Source organism: Pseudofrankia inefficax, from assembly GCF_000166135.1.
Classification (GTDB): Bacteria; Actinomycetota; Actinomycetes; order Frankiales; family Frankiaceae; genus Pseudofrankia; species Pseudofrankia inefficax.
Map to the genome: position 1 here is coordinate 4,729,683 of NC_014666.1, position 16,514 is coordinate 4,746,196.

At 72.7% G+C, this 16,514-nt stretch carries 15 protein-coding genes; 8 read left to right on the forward strand and 7 right to left on the reverse strand.

What is annotated here, in order from left to right:
• Positions 1–96: 96 nt before the first annotated feature.
• Entirely contained in the window at positions 97–618 is a 522-nt protein-coding gene (locus FRAEUI1C_RS19200; protein WP_013424994.1) for a hypothetical protein, read from the forward strand.
• A 68-nt stretch (positions 619–686) separates the two neighbouring features.
• Here FRAEUI1C_RS19200 and FRAEUI1C_RS19205 read toward each other — a convergent pair whose 3' ends face one another.
• Positions 687–2,171, reverse strand: coding sequence for a PucR family transcriptional regulator (locus FRAEUI1C_RS19205; RefSeq protein ID WP_013424995.1), 1,485 nt, complete (start codon positions 2,169–2,171; stop codon positions 687–689).
• A gap of 219 nt (positions 2,172–2,390) precedes the next feature.
• On the opposite strand from FRAEUI1C_RS19205, the gene FRAEUI1C_RS19210 reads away from it, so the two are divergent.
• On the forward strand, positions 2,391–3,458 hold the full coding sequence (locus FRAEUI1C_RS19210; RefSeq protein ID WP_013424996.1) for a TerC family protein: 1,068 nt from the start codon (positions 2,391–2,393) through the stop codon (positions 3,456–3,458).
• 232 nt (positions 3,459–3,690) lie between these two features.
• A complete protein-coding gene (locus tag FRAEUI1C_RS19215) occupies positions 3,691–4,107 on the forward strand; it encodes an organic hydroperoxide resistance protein (protein WP_013424997.1) in 417 nt (138 codons plus the stop codon).
• 20 nt (positions 4,108–4,127) lie between these two features.
• On the opposite strand, the gene FRAEUI1C_RS19220 is transcribed toward FRAEUI1C_RS19215, so the two are convergent.
• A complete protein-coding gene (locus FRAEUI1C_RS19220; RefSeq protein ID WP_013424998.1) occupies positions 4,128–5,798 on the reverse strand; it encodes a flavin-containing monooxygenase in 1,671 nt (556 codons plus the stop codon).
• 193 nt (positions 5,799–5,991) lie between these two features.
• On the opposite strand from FRAEUI1C_RS19220, the gene FRAEUI1C_RS19225 reads away from it, so the two are divergent.
• Positions 5,992–7,209 carry a cytochrome P450 gene (locus FRAEUI1C_RS19225; RefSeq protein ID WP_013424999.1) on the forward strand — a complete coding sequence of 406 codons (1,218 nt, stop codon included), beginning with the start codon at positions 5,992–5,994 and terminating at the stop codon, positions 7,207–7,209.
• 157 nt (positions 7,210–7,366) lie between these two features.
• On the opposite strand, the gene FRAEUI1C_RS19230 is transcribed toward FRAEUI1C_RS19225, so the two are convergent.
• The 4 genes from FRAEUI1C_RS19230 to FRAEUI1C_RS19245 all read right to left on the reverse strand — a co-directional run bounded on the left by FRAEUI1C_RS19230 (position 7,367) and on the right by FRAEUI1C_RS19245 (position 11,097).
• The gene (locus FRAEUI1C_RS19230) at positions 7,367–8,491 is read right to left on the reverse strand and encodes a phosphotransferase (RefSeq protein ID WP_013425000.1); all 1,125 of its coding nucleotides are present in this window, start codon (positions 8,489–8,491) and stop codon (positions 7,367–7,369) included.
• 61 nt (positions 8,492–8,552) lie between these two features.
• The gene (locus FRAEUI1C_RS19235) at positions 8,553–9,215 is read right to left on the reverse strand and encodes a hotdog family protein (RefSeq protein WP_013425001.1); all 663 of its coding nucleotides are present in this window, start codon (positions 9,213–9,215) and stop codon (positions 8,553–8,555) included.
• Between the two features lie 6 nt (positions 9,216–9,221).
• Complete coding sequence (locus tag FRAEUI1C_RS19240; RefSeq protein ID WP_013425002.1) at positions 9,222–9,983, reverse strand: SDR family oxidoreductase; 762 nt, start codon at positions 9,981–9,983, stop codon at positions 9,222–9,224.
• 226 nt (positions 9,984–10,209) lie between these two features.
• Positions 10,210–11,097 (reverse strand): PaaI family thioesterase, encoded by an 888-nt coding sequence (locus FRAEUI1C_RS19245; RefSeq protein WP_013425003.1) that lies wholly within the window; start codon positions 11,095–11,097, stop codon positions 10,210–10,212.
• A 155-nt stretch (positions 11,098–11,252) separates the two neighbouring features.
• Here FRAEUI1C_RS19245 and FRAEUI1C_RS19250 point away from each other — a divergent pair, with 155 nt between their 5' ends.
• Together FRAEUI1C_RS19250 and FRAEUI1C_RS19255 are read left to right on the forward strand one after the other, a co-directional pair.
• On the forward strand, positions 11,253–11,897 hold the full coding sequence (locus FRAEUI1C_RS19250; RefSeq protein WP_013425004.1) for a superoxide dismutase family protein: 645 nt from the start codon (positions 11,253–11,255) through the stop codon (positions 11,895–11,897).
• A gap of 281 nt (positions 11,898–12,178) precedes the next feature.
• On the forward strand, positions 12,179–12,874 hold the full coding sequence (locus tag FRAEUI1C_RS19255; RefSeq protein ID WP_013425005.1) for an HAD family hydrolase: 696 nt from the start codon (positions 12,179–12,181) through the stop codon (positions 12,872–12,874).
• 46 nt (positions 12,875–12,920) lie between these two features.
• Here FRAEUI1C_RS19255 and FRAEUI1C_RS19260 read toward each other — a convergent pair whose 3' ends face one another.
• Positions 12,921–13,466, reverse strand: coding sequence for a dihydrofolate reductase family protein (locus FRAEUI1C_RS19260; protein ID WP_013425006.1), 546 nt, complete (start codon positions 13,464–13,466; stop codon positions 12,921–12,923).
• Positions 13,467–13,717: 251 nt separating this feature from the next.
• On the opposite strand from FRAEUI1C_RS19260, the gene FRAEUI1C_RS19265 reads away from it, so the two are divergent.
• Positions 13,718–14,920, forward strand: a complete 1,203-nt coding sequence (locus tag FRAEUI1C_RS19265) for an amidohydrolase family protein (RefSeq protein ID WP_013425007.1) — start codon at positions 13,718–13,720, stop codon at positions 14,918–14,920.
• Positions 14,921–15,254: 334 nt separating this feature from the next.
• Entirely contained in the window at positions 15,255–16,508 is a 1,254-nt protein-coding gene (locus tag FRAEUI1C_RS19270; protein ID WP_013425008.1) for an ABC transporter substrate-binding protein, read from the forward strand.
• Positions 16,509–16,514 lie beyond the last annotated feature (6 nt).

Consider the following 16,514-nt stretch of genomic DNA (forward strand, 5'->3'; position numbering starts at 1 on the left):
GTCACCGCGCATCCGGCACTGGTGTGGTGATCGCACTGGTCGCCCCATCAGGCCGGCGGCCAGCCATCCTTCGCCATCCACGTTCGGGAGAGATGCGTGAACAGTCGGAACCGGGTCCTTGGCCGTTCGATCCTGCTCGCGGGCGGGCTTCTGCTGCTGGTGCCCGGATGCCGGGCCGGCGCCACCGCGGTGTCGACGGCCGGCTCCGCCCCGGCCAACGTCCCGGCCTCGGCAGCCGGGTCCAGCGCTCCCGTCGGGGCCGGGACCGGCGGCGCCGGCTCGTTGACGCTCGGCATCACGAGCCCGATCGCCGTCGCGGGCCACGTCGACACCGCCGTGAGCTGTCAGATCGCCGGGCGACGGTACGCCGAGTCCGCGACCGGCTCCGTCGGCGGGTCGACCGTGGCCGAGAGCGTCCGCGTCGCCAGCTACACCGGCCCCGGCTCCTACTCGGCGCTGGTCACCGTCTCCCTGGTCGGACCCGACGCCGCCCGGTACGCCGTCGACGCGGTACCGGCGACCGTCACGATCACCTCGGCCGGGGGCTCGGTCTCGTTCAGCGCCAGCACCAGCGCCGGTCGCACGCTGGCGGGGTCGATCAGCTGGGCCTGCTCCTGACGTCACGGCCTCCACCGGCCACGGTCAGGTGGCGGCCGCGCGGCCGGCCGCCAGGCTGCCCGCCGCTGTCAGGGGACCGGCTGGGCCCAGTCCAGGAGGCGGGCGCCGAGGACCGCGGTCTGCAGGACGTAGCGGTCCGTCGGCGCGGTCGGGTCGTGGCCGGTGAGCTCGTGGACGCGGGCGAGCCGGTAGGTGAGGGCCCGGGCCGACAGGTGCAGCCGGCGCGCGGCGGCGAGCGTGACGCCGCCCGTCGCGAAGTAGGCGTCCAACGTGTCCAGCAGCGGGCCCGCGCCGCCACGGGCGGACCGCAGCGGGCCCAGCACGCTGTCGACCAGCTCGATCAGGGGCTCACGGTCGCGCAGCAGCACCTTGAAGATCAGCAGGTCGTCGGTGTGGGTCGGCTGGCGCACGAGTCCGAGGCGGCCGGCGAGCTCCACGACCGAGGACGCCTCGGCGAACCCGATCCTCGTGCCGGTGACGCCGATGCGCGGCCGGCTGACACCGACCCGCCACGGCGGTGAGCCGGCCGCCGCCGACAGCGCGGCGGTCAGCGCCCCGAGCGCCCGAGGCGCTCCGCTGGAGGCGGTGGCCGCGTCCCGCAGCGGGCTGAAGAACGAGGAACCGCCGACCGCCCCCGTCCGGCCGTCCCCATCCGGGCTCCGCGGACGGGCGCCGCGCGGTCCAACCTTGCCGGTCCCGGTCCCGGTCCCGGTAGCGGTAGCGGTAGCGGTAGCGGTGCCGGTGGCGGTGCGGGTCGCGGCCTCGGCACCGATCCCGGTCCCCGTTCCGGTCCCGGCGCCAGCGAGCGAGCCTGCGCTGGCCGTGCCCGGCGGGCCGGGATCCGCCGTCGCGTCGTCAGGCGTCTCCTGCGGCACCACGCAGACGAGCAGGCCATCCTTGACCGCGACGAGCGGCTCGGTGGCGCAGGTCGAGCGCAACGCCGCGTCCACCGCGCGGCTGGTCCCCCGGCCGTCGACGAACCGGCGCTCGCCGGCCGCGACGAACACGACGTGCGGGGCCTCCAGGTGCAGCCCGAAGGCGGCGGACCGTTCGAGCACCAGGCCCGGCTCGGTCGACGTCCCGGTCAGCAGGTCGTCGATCAGCTCGCGGCGCAGCGCCTCCTCGGCCCTGGCCCGCGCCGACCGGGCGGCCTCGTAGCCCTCGCACACGGCGGCGACCGCGTCGTCGCTCGCCCGCAGCACGGCGGCGGCCGCCGCCCGCGTCCGGTCGGCCTCGTTGCGGGTGCCCGCGGCGCGCACGGCGGGCAGCGACGGCCAGGCCCGCCAGGTCGCGGACAGGTAGAGGTCGACGAGCGCCCGCAGCGACGCGCCGGACTCGGCCGCCGCCTGGCCGAGGGCGTGGAAACGGGCCAGCTCCGCCGCGGCGAGTCGGCGGCCGGTCTGCGCCGCCGACGCGAGCGTCGGCAGGTAGTCGCCGAGCAGGCTGGCCGGCAGCCGGGCGTCCTGCGCGGCCAGGACCGCCGCGCGGGGAAGCCTGGTCAGGCTGGTGCCGGGCAGGCCCGGCGAGCCCTCGGGCTCGTCCTCGACCGGCATCGTCACCTCCGTTCCGCTGTCTCCGCACCGCCACGCGGCCCGGATGACCATCGCTTCCTGCCGAGTCTCGGCAACCAGATCCTAGGCAACGTCGCGCACATCGCGCCCTTGCTGCCGTGAGTCCGCAAGGCCGTCGCCCGTTGAATGGGACGTGGGCCAGTTGGCCCGCCACCGACTACCCGGACTCACCGACTACCCGGACTCACTGGAGGAACGGTCATGCACGTCCCCATCTGGGCCTGGGCAGCCTTCGTCGCCGCCCTTGTCGCCCTGCTCGCCATCGATCTGCTCGCGCACCGGCGGGCCCACGTGATCAGGTTCCGCGAGGCGGCGCTGTGGAGCGCGCTGTGGGTGAGCCTCGGCCTGGGCTTCGCCCTCGTCATCTGGGCCTGGCAGGGGCCGACGGCGGCCGGGCAGTACACGGCGGCCTGGCTGCTGGAGAAGAGCCTGTCGGTCGACAACCTGTTCGTGTTCGCCCTGATCTTCGGGTACTTCAAGGTGCCCCGCCAGTACCAGCACCGGGTGCTGTTCTACGGGGTGCTGGGCGCGCTGGTCCTGCGGTTCGCGTTCATCGCCGGCGGCATGGCGCTGCTCAACGCCTTCCACGTCGTGATCTACCTGTTCGGCGCGTTCCTGGTCTACACGGCGATCAAGATGGTGCGCGGGTCCGGCGAGGTCGACATGGACCCGGGCCAGAGCAGGGCGGTCCGGCTGTTGCGCCGGGTCATCCCGGTGACGGACCAGTACGAGGGCCAGCGGTTCCTGCTGCGCCGCCGGGGCGTCCTCGTCGCGACGCCGCTGCTGGCCGTCCTGGTCGCGGTCGAGACGGCCGACGTGCTGTTCGCCTTCGACTCGGTCCCGGCCGCGCTGGGCGTCACCGACCAGACGTTCCTGGTGTACACGGCGAACGCGCTGGCCATCCTGGGGCTGCGGTCGCTGTTCTTCCTGCTGTCCGGGGCGCTCGACCGGTTCCACCACCTGGGCACCGGGCTCGCCGTCATCCTCGCGTTCATCGGCACGAAGATGCTGCTCACCGACGTCGTGCACATCCCGATCGCCGTCTCGCTCGGCGCGATCGGGGTCGTGCTCACCGCGTCGATCATCTGGTCGCTGCTCACCCCGGCGCCGGAGAAGCCGGCCGGGCCGGAGTCCTCGGACGAGCCCGGTGACCCGCCCGCCGCACTGCGGGACGGGACCGAGCCGGCACTCGACGGGGAACTCGCGGGCTCCCCCGCCGGCGACCCGCAGCCGGTCGGGCACGGCGCGGGCGGCCTCGTCCAGCGGTAGCCCCAGTGCACGGGCCGGGTGGTCGCCGGAGCAGCCGACCACCCGGCCCGCATTCACGCCCATGATCACCGTTTTGGCCCTCCGGTGGCCGTGGAAGGACCCTCAGCACGACCACCAGAGGGCCCACTCGGCGATCTGCGGCTCTCGTCACCCTTGCGTCGAATAAATAGAGCGCAATATGGTTGTGCACGATCGATCGACTCGCGATCGACCACCGGCGATCGGAGGAACCATGGAAGCGATCTACACCGCCACGGCCACCGCCTCGGGCGACGGGCGCAACGGTCACACCGAGAGCGACGACGGCCTGCTCTCGGTCGACGTCCGGATTCCCAAGGAGATGGGCGGGCCTGGCGGGGCCACCAACCCCGAGCAGCTGTTCGCCGCCGGGTACGCCGCCTGCTTCCACTCCGCGCTCAAGCTCGTGGGCGGGTCGGAGAAGGCCGACCTGGAGGGCTCGCAGGTCTCGGTCAGCGTGTCCATCGGCGCCCGGCCCGACGGTGGCTTCGGCCTGGCCGTCGAGATCGACGTGCACGCCCCCCGGCTCGACCGCGAGACCACCACGACGCTTGTCCAGAAGGCGCACGAGGTCTGCCCCTACTCGAACGCCACCCGGGGCAACGTCGAGGTCGCGCTCACCGTCGTCTGACCACGCCCGGCCGCCGCCGGCTAGCCGATCTTGAAGCCGGTGTAGCCGGCGGCGGCTATCTCGTCGCAGCGCTGGCGGAACGACGGGAGGCCGGCGACGTAGGTGGTGTACATGCGCTTCTTGCCGGGGACGTTGGCGCCGTTGTACCAGGAGTTGCAGTCCGGGTGCATCAGGACGCTGCCGTTGACCAGCGCGAGGATCTCGTCGATCCATTCGGCCTGCGCGGACGGCAGTGCCTCGATGGTCCGGTGGCCGCCGGCGCGCAGGTGGGCGACGCAGTCCGTGATCCACTCGATGTGGTGCTCCATGGCGGCCAGGAAGTTCGACGCCGCCGACGGGCTGCCCGGGCCCTGGACCAGGAACAGGTTCGGGAAGTCGGAGACCTGCAGGCCGAGGTAGGCGACCGGGCCCTCGGTGGCCCAGACGTCGCGCAGCAGCGCGCCACCGCGACCGCGCACGTCGATGCGGGTCAGCGCGCCGGTCAGGGCGTCGAAGCCGGTCGCGAACAGGATCGCGTCGAGCTCGTGGTGCGCCCGCTCGGTCCGGATGCCGGTCGGGGTGATCTCCTGGATGGCGTCCTTGCGCAGGTCGACCAGGGTCACGTTGGGGCGGTTGAAGGTCTCGTAGTAGCCCTGGTCGATGATCGGCCGCTTGCAGCCGAAGGGGTAGGTCGGGACCAGTGACGCGGCCGTCTCCGGGTCGCGCACGATGCGGGCGACCGCTTCGCCGTAGAGCGCGGTGGCCATCCGGATGGCCTCGGGGTCGAACATGACGTCGCTCCAGTAGAGCGCGCCGACGACACCCTTCTCCTCGACGGCGCGCAGCTGCGCCTCGCGTGACGCGGTCCGCAGCGCCGGCAGGCCGCCGAGGTTCGTCAGCACCGAGAACGCGCTGGTCCGGGCCGCGCCGACGTGCGCGAGCAACTGGGCCGCGCGGATCTCGTCGTACCGGGACCGCAGCTCCTCGAACTCGCCCGGCTCGTACCGCCGGGCCGGCGACGGCAGCGTGTACGCGGCCGAGCGCTGGTAGACGTACAGGTGCTCGGCCTGCTCGGCGACGACCGGGATCGCCTGGACGCCGGTCGAGCCGGTACCGATGACGGCGACCCGCTGGCCGGTGAAGTCGTGGCCCTCGCGCGGGAACCGGTTGCTGTAGAGGGTCGTGCCGCGGAACGTCGCCAGGCCGGGAATGCCGGGGTCCAACGGCGCGGACAGGATGCCGGTCGCGGCGACGACGAACGGCGCGACGAACCGCTCGCCGGCCTCGGTCGTCACCAGCCAGGTCTGGTCGGCCTCGTCGAAGGTCATCGCGGCGACCCTCGTGTCGAACTGGATGTCGCGGCGCAGGTCGAGCCGGTCGGCGGCGAAGTTCAGGTAGGCCTCGATCTCGGCCTGGCCCGGCAGCAGCTCGCTCCAGGTCCATTCCTGCTGGAGCTCGGTCGAGAAGCTGTACGAGTACTCGATGCTCTCGATGTCGCAGCGGGCCCCGGGGTAGCGGTTGAACAGCCACGTCCCGCCGACCCGGTCCGCCGCCTCCAGGACCCGGACCCGCAGGCCGAGCTCCCGCAGCCGGTGCAGCGCGTAGAGCCCGGAGAACCCGGCGCCCACGACGACAGCGTCGAGCCTCCGGACCTCGTCGCCGCCCGCGCGGGACGCTAACGCCCGCGCCGTGCCCGCCGCCGCGTCGACCAAAGCTCGCTCCTCACCAGACTCCCACCGACCCCGATAAATCTATATATTTCAAGCTGGCGGCAGCGGCGTCAAGGCCAGCGACAGGGGCCTGCGGCGCCCGGCCGCCGTGGTCAGGCCTGTGCCACCTCGGCGACGAGGTCGGCACGGGCGGGCCGCCCGCAGGACCAGCCGAGCGCGCCGAGAGGGACGGGACATGAACGTCGAGGAAGCCGCCCAGGTGTTCACCGACCCGCGGGCCTACGCGGACGAGGACCGGTTCCACGCCGCCTGCGCCCTGCTGCGCCGCGAGTCGCCCGTGCACTGGGTCGAGTCCGACAGCCTGGCGCCGTTCTGGGCGATCACCCGGTACGACGACGTCATGGAGATCTCCCGCGACTCCGAGACCTGGCACAACGCCCCGCGGACGGCGGTCAACCAGGACCCGGCCGCGCCCCCGCCGCCGGTGCGGACGCTGGTGCAGATGGACCCGCCGGACCACCTGGTCTACCGGCACGTCAGCGCCGACTGGTTCAAGCCGGCCGGTGTCCGCCGGCTGTCCGGGCGCATCGAGGAGCTCGCGAAGCGGTTCGTCGACCACATGGCGGCGCTCGGCGGCGAGTGCGACTTCGTCGCCGACGTCGCCGCGCACTACCCGCTGTACGTCATCCTGTCGCTGCTCGGGCTGCCGGAGGACGACTTCCCCCGGATGCTCAAGCTCACCCAGGAGCTGTTCGGCGCGAACGACGCGGACCTCGCCCGCAACGCCAGCGACTCCGCGGCCGCGGAGACCCTGCTGGAGTTCTTCGAGTACTTCCAGGGCGTGACCGAGGAACGGCGCAAGAGCCCGGGCGACGACCTGGCGTCCGTGATCGCCAACGCGTCGATCCACGGGGAGAGCATTGGCATGCTGGAGGCGGTCGGCTACTACGTGCTGATCGCCACCGCCGGGCACGACACGACGAGCGCGGCGATCTCCGGCGGGCTGCACGCCCTGCTGACCCACCCGGACCAGCAGCGCCGCCTCGCCGCCGACCCGGGCCTGGTCACCACGGCGGTCGACGAGATGATCCGCTGGGTGTCGCCGGTGAAGCACTTCATGCGGACCGCGACCAGGGACACCGAGGTCCACGGCGTCCCGATCGCCGCCGGCCAGGCCGTCCTGCTCTCGTACCCGTCGGCGAACCGCGACGAGGACGTCTTCGAGCACCCGGACACCTTCGACGTCGGGCGCACCCCGAACAAGCACGTCGGCTTCGGCTTCGGCGCGCACTACTGCCTCGGCACCCACCTCGCCCGGCTGGAGGGCCGCGCCCTCTACGCCGAGCTGGTCCCGCGGCTGCGCTCGGTCGAGCTGGCCGGTGAGCCCGAGTACATGCGGACCCTCTTCGTCGGCGGCCCCAAGCGCCTCCCCATCCGCTACACGCTGACCTGACGGCGCGGCGCTCGGCCAGGCCGACGGCCGGTCCGCCGGTCGCCTTGATCGCCGTTTCGGCCCTGTGGTGGTCGCAAAATGGCTGCAGCCACGGCCACCGGAGGGCCGAAACGGCGATCATGAGCCCTCCGGGTGATCTACCCGGCCAGGACAGGCGTCAGGACGTGAGCAGGTCCAGGGTGCCGAGGTCGCGGATGGCGGCGCAGGCGTTGGCGGCCATGGACAGGAACATCTGGTCGGAGCGCTCGGTCGGGGCGCTGGCGCTGTACATGCAGCCCAGGACGGTGATGAGCGGGCCCTGCGGCATGCCCAGCCGGTAGTCCGTGAAGCAGTCGTCCAGCGAGTAGTCCGCGACGCCGTACCCGACCAGGGCCTCGTGGTAGGCCCCGACGAGCGCCTTCTGGTCGGTCCGGCGCAGCGCCGGCGGGAGCGCGGTCGACAGGAAGTAGGCCAGGTCGCGCCCGGGGAAACCGACCTCCAGCGACTGCCAGTCGACGGCCGTGACGTCGTCGGCGCCGGCGAACAGGAGGTTGTCGAGCCGGTAGTCGCCGTGGATCAGGGAGTGGCGCCCCTCGATGCGCCGGCCCCAGCCGGACATCGCGGCGGCGGTCTGGCGCAGCGTGTCCGCGTCCTCGGGGGCCAGCCTCGCGGCGAACCGCTCGACGAAGCCCGCGGTCGCGGTCACCAGCAGGCGCCCGAAGTTGGTCAGGGCTCGTTCGTCGCCTCGGCGCAGCCAGGGCAGCCCGTCGCCGGTCAGCCGGTCGTCGTTCCAGAACGACGCGTGCAGGCCGGCGAGGTTGCGGACCGCGGCGGCGGCCTGCTCGACGGTGCACCCCTCGACCTGGCTGCCGGGTAAGGCGGGGTGGGCGTCCTGGAGCACGAGGGTGAACTGGCGGGCGTCGGCCGTGATGTCGGCGCTCCAGCAGCGCGGGACCCGGATCTGGGCCGCCGGGGCGAACAGGCGGTAGAAGTTGACCTCAGTGCGGTAGCCGAGGCCGATCAGGTCCCTGACCTCGGTCGGGCCGGTCGCCATCTTGAGCACCACGGTCCGCGGCGCGTAGTCGTCGGCGCCGGCATCGAGGACGAACCGGTAGCTGGCGCCGAGCTGGCCGGTGCCGATCGGCTCGTACGACAGTCCGGTCACCTCGAGGTCGGTGCCGCCGGCGCGCAGCACGCTGGTCATCCACTCGGGGGTGACCTCGGCCGGGTCGTCGACCACCCAGACGCCGGGCGCCGCCTCCGGCTCGTCCAGGGGGGTGTCCGACAGGTTGCCGCTCTTCATAGGTCCCTCACCTGGGTGTTCAGCGCCGATGGGTCACGACATTCGGCCGGGGTTCAGGGCGTCAGACCGGGCCCGGCTGTTCCCGGCGCGGCGACACCGGTGGCAGCCGGGCCCGGTCGCCCTGGACCGCGTCCATCCGGGCCTCGCACAGCCGGACGTCGCCGGCCAGCAGCTCACCGGTCGAGCGGATGCGCCCGCCGTCGAGCGACCTGGTCAGCACGAAACGCAGGTCGGTGAGCACCGGGGTGGGGCGGCGGTAGCGCAGCTCCAGCCCGGCCGTCTTGCCGGCCACGCCGGCGTCGCAGTTGTGGTGCTGGATCGCCGCGTCGAAGAAGAGCGCCAGGAAGCCGCCGTGCACCAGGCCCGGCGGGCCCTCGTAGGCGACGGGAAAGTTGACGGTGCCCGTCGCCTGGTCGCCGTCGACGACGATCTCGTACTCCGGGAAACCCGGGTTGAACGCGCCGATGTGACGCGAGTGGTCCAGGTAGACCCGGCCGTCGCCGTCCACCGCGGCGCCCACACGGGGCGCCGGGTCGGCCGAGGCGAGCGGCGCCAGCCGCCGCTCCGCCTCGGCCAACGCGTCGAGGAGCGCGTCCAGCTCGGGGGCCGCGTGTTCCAGCGACAGCGCGAGGCCCGTGACCCGCCGTAGCCGGGCGGCGAGCTCGACCGTCTGCGCGAGGGGCGCGACGCCGAACGTCCAGCGGTCGACGCCCGGCGTCGGCACGTCGTCCTACTTCGGGGCGAAGCGCTGGCCGCCGTCAAGCCGGATGGTGGAGCCGTTGAGCATCGGGTTCTCGATGATCCCCACGGCGAGGCGGGCGTACTCCTCGGGCCGGCCCATCCGCTTCGGGAACGCCGCGTCCTTGGTCAGGACCTTCTCGAACTCCTCCGGGATCCCGGCGGTCAGCCCGGTGTGGAACAGGCTCGGCGCGATGGCGTTCACCCGGATGCCGAGGGAGCCGAGGTCGCGGGCCATGGTCAGGCACATGGCCGCGACCCCGCCCTTGGCGGCCGTGTAGGCGATCTGCCCGATCTGGCCCTCGAACGCGGCGATCGACGCGGTGTTGATGATCACGCCGCGCTCGCCGTCCTCGTTCGGCTCCTGCTTGCTCATCTGCCAGGCGGCGAGCCGGGCCACGTTGAACGTGCCCGTGAGGTTCAGGTCGATGACCTTCTGGAACTCCTTGAGGGGCAGCGGCCCGTCCTTGCTGATCGTCCGGATCGACCGGGAGCCGCCGGCGGTGTTCACCACCGCGTCGATCCCGCCCAGCGCGCCGGTGGCCGCCGCCAGGACGCCTTCGACGCCCTCGAAGTCCGTGACGTCGCAGACGTGGAAACTGCCGCCGAGGTCATCGGCGACGGCCTGTCCGGCGCTGGTCGGCAGGTCCAGGATCGCGACCTTGCCGCCACGCGCGACGACCAGTTCCGCCGTCGCCTTGGCCATGCCCGAGGCACCGCCTACGACGACCGCCCGCAGGCCCTTGAGCTCCACGCGTCGTTCCTCCCTGTTCGGGTCCCGGCAGGCACGAGCGCGGGGTATCCGACCGCTCGTGGCTGACCTGCCGGAACAACTGGATCTTTCCTGCCGGCCGGGCGCCGTCCTACGTCCTGGCGCCCGCCGCCTCTTGGTACGACGGATAAAGTATGCGTTTGTGCCCGCTGGCGCCCGAGCCGCGTCGCCCGCCGGTCCGCGCGGCCGGCGGCCCGCCTCGGCCCGGTCAGGCGGGGTCGGTCAGGCGCACGGTCGCGACGGTGCTCAGCTTGCCGACTCCGACGTCGGTGATGCGCACGACGGAGAACCGGCCGTCGCCCTCGGCCACCGCCCGCGCCGGGCCGGTCGAGATCGGCCGGAAGTACCGCACGTTCATCGCCTCCACCACGACCGGGCCCGCCACCAGCGAGGACGCGGCCTCCTCCGCGGCGAAGGAGACGAGGCCGCCCTGAATCGCGCCCGTGGCGTTCAGCCCGTCGGGACGGCGCGCCATCTCGAACGTGCCGGGCACGACGATCCGGCCGCCGACCCGGTCGGCGAGCGGCTGGGCCAGGAGCGGTGGGTTGCCCCAGGCCCTCGGGAACCCCTCGGGAAACACGTCCCGCGGGTTCGGCGACGCGATGAACGAGATGAGCGCGACCGCCAGCGGCGCGCCCGACGCCTCGTCGTGGAACCGCGTCTCGCTGACGACCACCGTGCGGCCGACCTTCAGCAGCCGGGCGGCGACGCCGATCCGGGCGCCGCTGCGCGCCTGGGCGTACAGCTGGATCTCCAGGTCGAGCGTGAGCGGGATCCGGGGGCTGAGCGCCTCGCCCACGACGGTGCCGGCGATGACGTCCGCCCAGGTCGCCAGCACGGAGGTGCGCAGCGTCGACGTCCCCGGCACGCACAGGTGCGGTGTGACCTGTGCGTGCCCGTGCAGGGCGCCCTCGCCGTCGGTCAGCCGCAGGCCGAGCTCGGTGACGATGTGGCTGGTCGGCGGGGCCTCGTCGCGGGCAGCCTCATCGTGGGCGGCCGCCCGCGCCGCCGGAACCTCGCCACTCCCGCCGCTGGCGGGAACGGCTGAGGCCGGCGCCGGGTGCGCCCCGGGCCCGGACCGTGCTGCGACGTCCATGGGCCAATCCTCGCATAAAGGGTTAGATATTTTCAGGCCGCCTCCGGCCGGCGCGGGCACGGTTGGGCCGCCGCCGGGTCCCGGATCGGAATTCCTCACGTGGCGCGCACGAGCGCCTACTTTACGTTTACCTTCGGGTGACACACAGTGACTTCATGCGCTACAGCAGAATGTCGGCCGTCACGACCGGCCTGATCATCGCCCTCGTCCCGCTGGCCCTCGCCGGCTGCGGCTCCACGACGGACCCGTCGGCCGCCGCCGCCACACCCTCGGCCTCGGCCTCGCCCTCGACCAGTTCGACGCCGTCGCCGCCGCCGGTCCTGACGGTCCCGCCCACGGTCGTGCTCACCCGGTTCGCCCGGTACAGCCCGGACGCCAAGGCCGTCACCTACGACCCGGCGCGGGTCCCGGTCGACGCGGACGTCGCCGTCGTGTCGGCGCAGGCCGCCGGCCACACCGTCACCGTGCTCGCGGTCCGCGGCCTGCCGCCGAACCAGCATTTCGGCGCGCACGTGCACCAGAACGCGTGCGGCCAGAGCCCCGAGGACGCCGGCTCGCACTACCAGCACCAGGTCGACCCGAAGCAGCCGTCGGTGGACCCGGCCTACGCCAACTCCCAGAACGAGATCTGGCTCGACTTCACCACGGACTCGACCGGGTCCGCCCATTCCGACTCCACCGTCAACTGGGTCTTCGACTCCCGCCCGCACAAGTCGATCATCATCCACGCCATGCCCACCGACACCGCCCCCGGGCACGCGGGCCAGGCCGGCGACCGGCTCGCCTGCGTCGATCTCTGACCGGGCCCGCCGTGTCCGGTGTGGTGACCTCGGGCCGGCCCTCCCCGGTCCGTGACCAGGGCCGCGTCAGCGCGTGGATCGAGCCCGCGCGGTGGCACGGCTGGGCGTCAGGCCGAAAGACGGACGTCACCTCGTGACCGCCGCGGCGCCGGCGACCCCCTCGGGCCGCCGGCGCCGCTCACCCGCGGCCCGGCCACCAGGTCGCGGGACGGATCACGCGATTCGCCCACCGGCCCGCGAATCCGGGCTGATCGTCGGAGCCCGGCTGCCAGAATCGCCTCGTGCTGCACGGGGTTTTCTTCGATCTTGACGACACGCTCGTCGACCAGCGGACGGCGGCCGACGCGGCCGTCATCGGGTGGGCGGCCGGGCACGGCATCACCGACCCGCAGGCCTGCGAGCGCTGGGCCAGCATCTCCGAGGTCCACTACGCGCGTTACCAGCAGCGGGAGATCACCTTCACCGAGCAACGGCGCGCCCGGGTGCGCGAGTTCCTCGCGCGCGCGGTGACCGACGGCGAGGCGGACAGCCTGTTCGCCGGCTACCTGTCCCGCTACCGGGCCGGCTGGGCGCTGTTCGACGACGCCGTCCCGGCGCTGCGCCGGGCCCGCACGGCGGGGCTCACGGTCGCGGTCCTCACCAACGGGGACGAGGAGCACCAGCGGCTCAAGCTGCGCGAGGTCGGCCTGATCGAGGAGATCGACGTCCTGGTCGCCTCCTCGATGCTCCCGGTCGGGAAGCCGGACCCACGCGCCTTCGCGGGCGCGCTCGCGATCGTCGGCCTGAGCGCCGGGGAGGTGCTGATGGTCGGCGACTCCCTGCACAAGGACGTGCGGGCCGCCCTCGACGTGGGCATCAGCGCGATCCTGCTCGACCGCTACGGCGCCCACCCTGGCGTCGACGTCCCCCGGATCCGCAGCCTGCACGAGCTGTCGTTCGCCGACCGGCGCTGGGCCGTGGCGGGCCGTCCACGGTGACGGACGGCCGCGCCCGCCGCGGTGAGGCTCCCCGCGTCCCACGGGGTCAGGCGCGCGGGCCGATCACGTCGTAGCGGGCGCAGGTGAAGGACCGGTTGCGCGCGACCTCGACGAGGCGCAGGTCCAGCCGGCGCGGGAGCAGCGGGCGGCCGGCGCCGAGGGTCACCGGGGCGATCGAGACGATCACCGCGTCGAGCAGGCCCGCGTCGGCGAACTGGCCGGCGAGGTCGCCGCCGCCGACGACCCAGACGTCCTTCCCGCCGGCGGCCGCCGTCGCCTCGGCGTGGACCGGCCGGATGCCGCCGCGGGCGAAGCGAATGTCGGCCCCGCTGATCGCCCGCAGGTCGCGGCTGGTCATGACCCAGGTCGGCTGCCGGTAGTCCCAGGTCCCGCCGGTGGCGATGTGGTTGTCCAGCAGCCACTGGTACGTGGACGAGCCCATGACCAGGGCGCCGACCTCGCCGAGGAACTCGTCGTGGTTCATCGGGCCGGCCGGGTCGACGTCCTGGGTGAGCAGCCAGTCGAGCGAGTGGTGCTCGTCGGCGATGAAACCGTCGAGGGTCGTCGCGGTGTAGTAGGTCGTGCGGCTCATCGGTCGGCTGCTCCTGTCGTCTCGGCGGACCGCGTGCGGGTGCGCGGGCGGCCCGGGGCGTGCGGCCAGTCTGTCGGGCGCGGACGGCTCGACGCCCGACCGATCTTGCTGCGCGGCGGGCCGGCCGCCGGTGCCGATCCGGGCCCAGCGACTCGCCGATACATCTAGATGTCTTGGCGCGGTTGCAGTAGAAACGAGGTCTGAGGGGACCGCTGTGCCGCCCCGGCCAGCCGTCCGGTGCGGAGGTGCCGATGGTCCACGACGACGGTGCGGGCGCGGTGTCACGACCGGTCGACGCCGACAACCACTACTACGAGCCTCTCGACGCGTTCACCCGCCATCTGGACCGCAAGCTGCGCCACCGCGCGGTGCGAGTGGTCCAGGACGGGTCGCACGCCGAGATGGTCATCGCCGGCAAGGTCAACAACTTCATCCCCAACCCGACCTTCGACCCGGTGATCGTCCCGGGCTGCCTCGACCTGCAGTTCCGCGGCCAGATCCCGGCCGGTGTGGACCCGCGCAGCCTGACGAAGGTCGAGCCCATCTCCCCCGCCTACCGGGACCGGGACGTCCGGATCGCGACGATGGACACCCAGGGCCTCGACGCGGTGCTGCTGTTCCCGACGCTGGGCTGCGGCGTCGAGCAGGCGCTGACCCACGACGTGCCGGCGACGATGGCGAGCCTCACCGCGTTCAACCGCTGGCTCGAGGACGACTGGGGCTACGCCTACCAGGACCGGATCTTCGCCGCTCCGATGATCTCGCTGGCCGACCCGGCCGCCGCCGTCGCGGAGATCGACCGGGTCCTCGGGCTCGGGGCCCGGGTCGTGCACGTCCGCCCGGCACCGGTGCCGACCGGTGGCGACCGGGGCCGGTCCCTGGGCGACCGGGCGCACGACCCGGTCTGGGCCCGGCTCGCCGAGGCGGACATCCCGGTGGCGTTCCACCTCGGCGACAGCGGCTACAACCGGATGGTCGGCGCCGCCTGGGGCGGGCCCGAGGACTTCGCGCCGTTCCGCGCGCCGGACCCGCTCGGCAGCGTCCTCATCGCCGACCGGGCCATCCACGACACGATGGCCAGCCTGATCGTCGGCGGCGTGTTCACCCGGCATCCGACGCTGCGGGTGGCGAGCATCGAGAACGGCTCCGACTGGGTGTATCCCCTGGTCAAGGGCGTGCGCAAGCTCGCCAACCGGGCGCCGCGCCTCGTTCCCGAGGACCCGCTGGACACGCTGCGCCAGCACGTCTGGGTGACGCCGTACTACGAGGAGGACCTGCGCAAGCTGGCCGACACGATCGGGGTCGAGCGGGTGCTCTTCGGCTCCGACTGGCCGCATGGCGAGGGCCTCGCCGAGCCGGCGTCGTTCGTCGACGAACTCGGCGCCTTCACCCCCGACGAGGTGCACCGGATCATGCGGGCCAACTGCGCCGAGCTCATCGGCCTGCCCGGCTGACGGCCCCACACCGGCGGCCGGGTACTCGGTGGACACCACGAGCGGCCTCGTGGTTAAGTGGCGAAACTCACTGAATGTGACGTCAGTCTCGTGGCGGGGGGCCGTCCGGATCGCAGTACCAGCGCATCGCACGACCTGACTGACGAGTTTCGGCACGGAGCGTCACCGCGACGTCGGCGCTTCCTGGTAGACGGCAAGGCCGCTCCCCTCGACGGCAGGGCCGCGGACGCACTCAGAACCCACTTCGAACGGGCGGGAGCTGGATCCTTCGCCGCCCGGCATACGCGCAGATTCTTGGTCGTCCATGCCGACCCACCACGAAGAAAGGGAACCGATGATCCGCAAACGACGGACCATGTTAGGCGTAGCCGCAACCGCATCGGCGTTACTCTTAGCCGCCGGCTGCGGCTCGTCGAGCTCCGGCGGGGGTAACGCCTCCGCCTCCGGCAAGCCGGCGAACAAGACCATCACGATCGGTGTGCTCACCGACGTCACCGGGCCGGCCTCCTCCGGCAACAAGACGTTCGTCGACGGCGTGAAGGCCGGCGTCGTCTACGCCGCCCGCAACGGCTACAACATCAAGCTGGAGATCGCCGACACCGCGACCAACCCGACGACCGCCCTGGCCGCGGCCCAGAAGCTCGTCACCCAGGACCACGTCTCGGCCGTGTTCGGCCAGTCCGCCATCTTCTTCACCGCGTCGAACTATCTGACGGCGCACAACGTCCCCGTGATCGGCATGAGCGAGGACGGCCCTGAGTGGATCACCGCGAAGAACATGTTCTCGGTGGCCGGACCGCTGCAGCAGACCAAGGTCGCGGAGACCACAGGGAAGCTGTTCAAGCTGCTCGGCGTCACCAACGTCGCCGCGCTCGGGTACGGGGTCTCACCGGTCTCGGCCGAGGGTGCCGCCTCCGGCGCGGCGTCGGCCGAGGTGGCGGGTCTCAAGGTCGGCTACATGAACGGCAAGTTCCCCTTCGGCAGCACTGACGTCGGACCCGAGGTCCTGGCCATGAAGTCGGCCGGAATCGACGGCCTGTACCCGACGGTCGACCCGAACACCGCCTTCGCGCTGATCACGGGCCTGCGCAACCAGGGCGTCACCCTCAAGGCCGCGCTGCTGCCCACCGGCTACGGCGGCGACCTGCTCCAGGCCGGCCCCGGCGCGCTCAACCAGGCCCAGGGCGTCTACTTCACGCTCGGCTATGAGCCCGTCGAGATGCAGACCGCCGCGACCAAGCAGCTGCAGGCCGACTTCAAGAGCGCCGGCATCACCGAGGCGCCGACCTACGCCGCCTACAACGGCTACGTCTCCACCGGCCTGCTGGTCCGTGCGCTGAAGGCCAACGGCAGCAACACCGCCGCGGCGTCGATCATCGGTGCCCTGTCGAACATCCACGACTGGGACGCGATGGGCCTGTTCGGCAGCCACAAGGCCGACATCAACGACCGCGTGAACATCGTCGGCGGAGCGGACAACTGCACCTGGGTGACCAAGCTGGAGGGCGACAAGTTCACCCTCGTCAAGGGCGCGACACCCATCTGCGGCAAGCTCGTCCCCGGCAAGACGGTGGCCGCGGCCTCCTGACCGTGC

Excerpts from the sequence above, each read along its gene's own strand:
- FRAEUI1C_RS19205 (WP_013424995.1), bottom strand. The coding sequence starts at position 2,171 with ATGCCGGTCGAGGACGAGCCCGAGGGCTCGCCGGGCCTGCCCGGCACC.
- FRAEUI1C_RS19210 (WP_013424996.1), top strand. The coding sequence starts at position 2,391 with ATGCACGTCCCCATCTGGGCCTGGGCAGCCTTCGTCGCCGCCCTTGTC.
- FRAEUI1C_RS19215 (WP_013424997.1), top strand. The coding sequence starts at position 3,691 with ATGGAAGCGATCTACACCGCCACGGCCACCGCCTCGGGCGACGGGCGC.
- FRAEUI1C_RS19225 (WP_013424999.1), top strand. The coding sequence starts at position 5,992 with ATGAACGTCGAGGAAGCCGCCCAGGTGTTCACCGACCCGCGGGCCTAC.
- FRAEUI1C_RS19230 (WP_013425000.1), bottom strand. The coding sequence starts at position 8,491 with ATGAAGAGCGGCAACCTGTCGGACACCCCCCTGGACGAGCCGGAGGCG.
- FRAEUI1C_RS19245 (WP_013425003.1), bottom strand. The coding sequence starts at position 11,097 with ATGGACGTCGCAGCACGGTCCGGGCCCGGGGCGCACCCGGCGCCGGCC.
- FRAEUI1C_RS19250 (WP_013425004.1), top strand. The coding sequence starts at position 11,253 with ATGCGCTACAGCAGAATGTCGGCCGTCACGACCGGCCTGATCATCGCC.
- FRAEUI1C_RS19260 (WP_013425006.1), bottom strand. The coding sequence starts at position 13,466 with ATGAGCCGCACGACCTACTACACCGCGACGACCCTCGACGGTTTCATC.
- FRAEUI1C_RS19265 (WP_013425007.1), top strand. The coding sequence starts at position 13,718 with ATGGTCCACGACGACGGTGCGGGCGCGGTGTCACGACCGGTCGACGCC.
- FRAEUI1C_RS19270 (WP_013425008.1), top strand. The coding sequence starts at position 15,255 with ATGATCCGCAAACGACGGACCATGTTAGGCGTAGCCGCAACCGCATCG.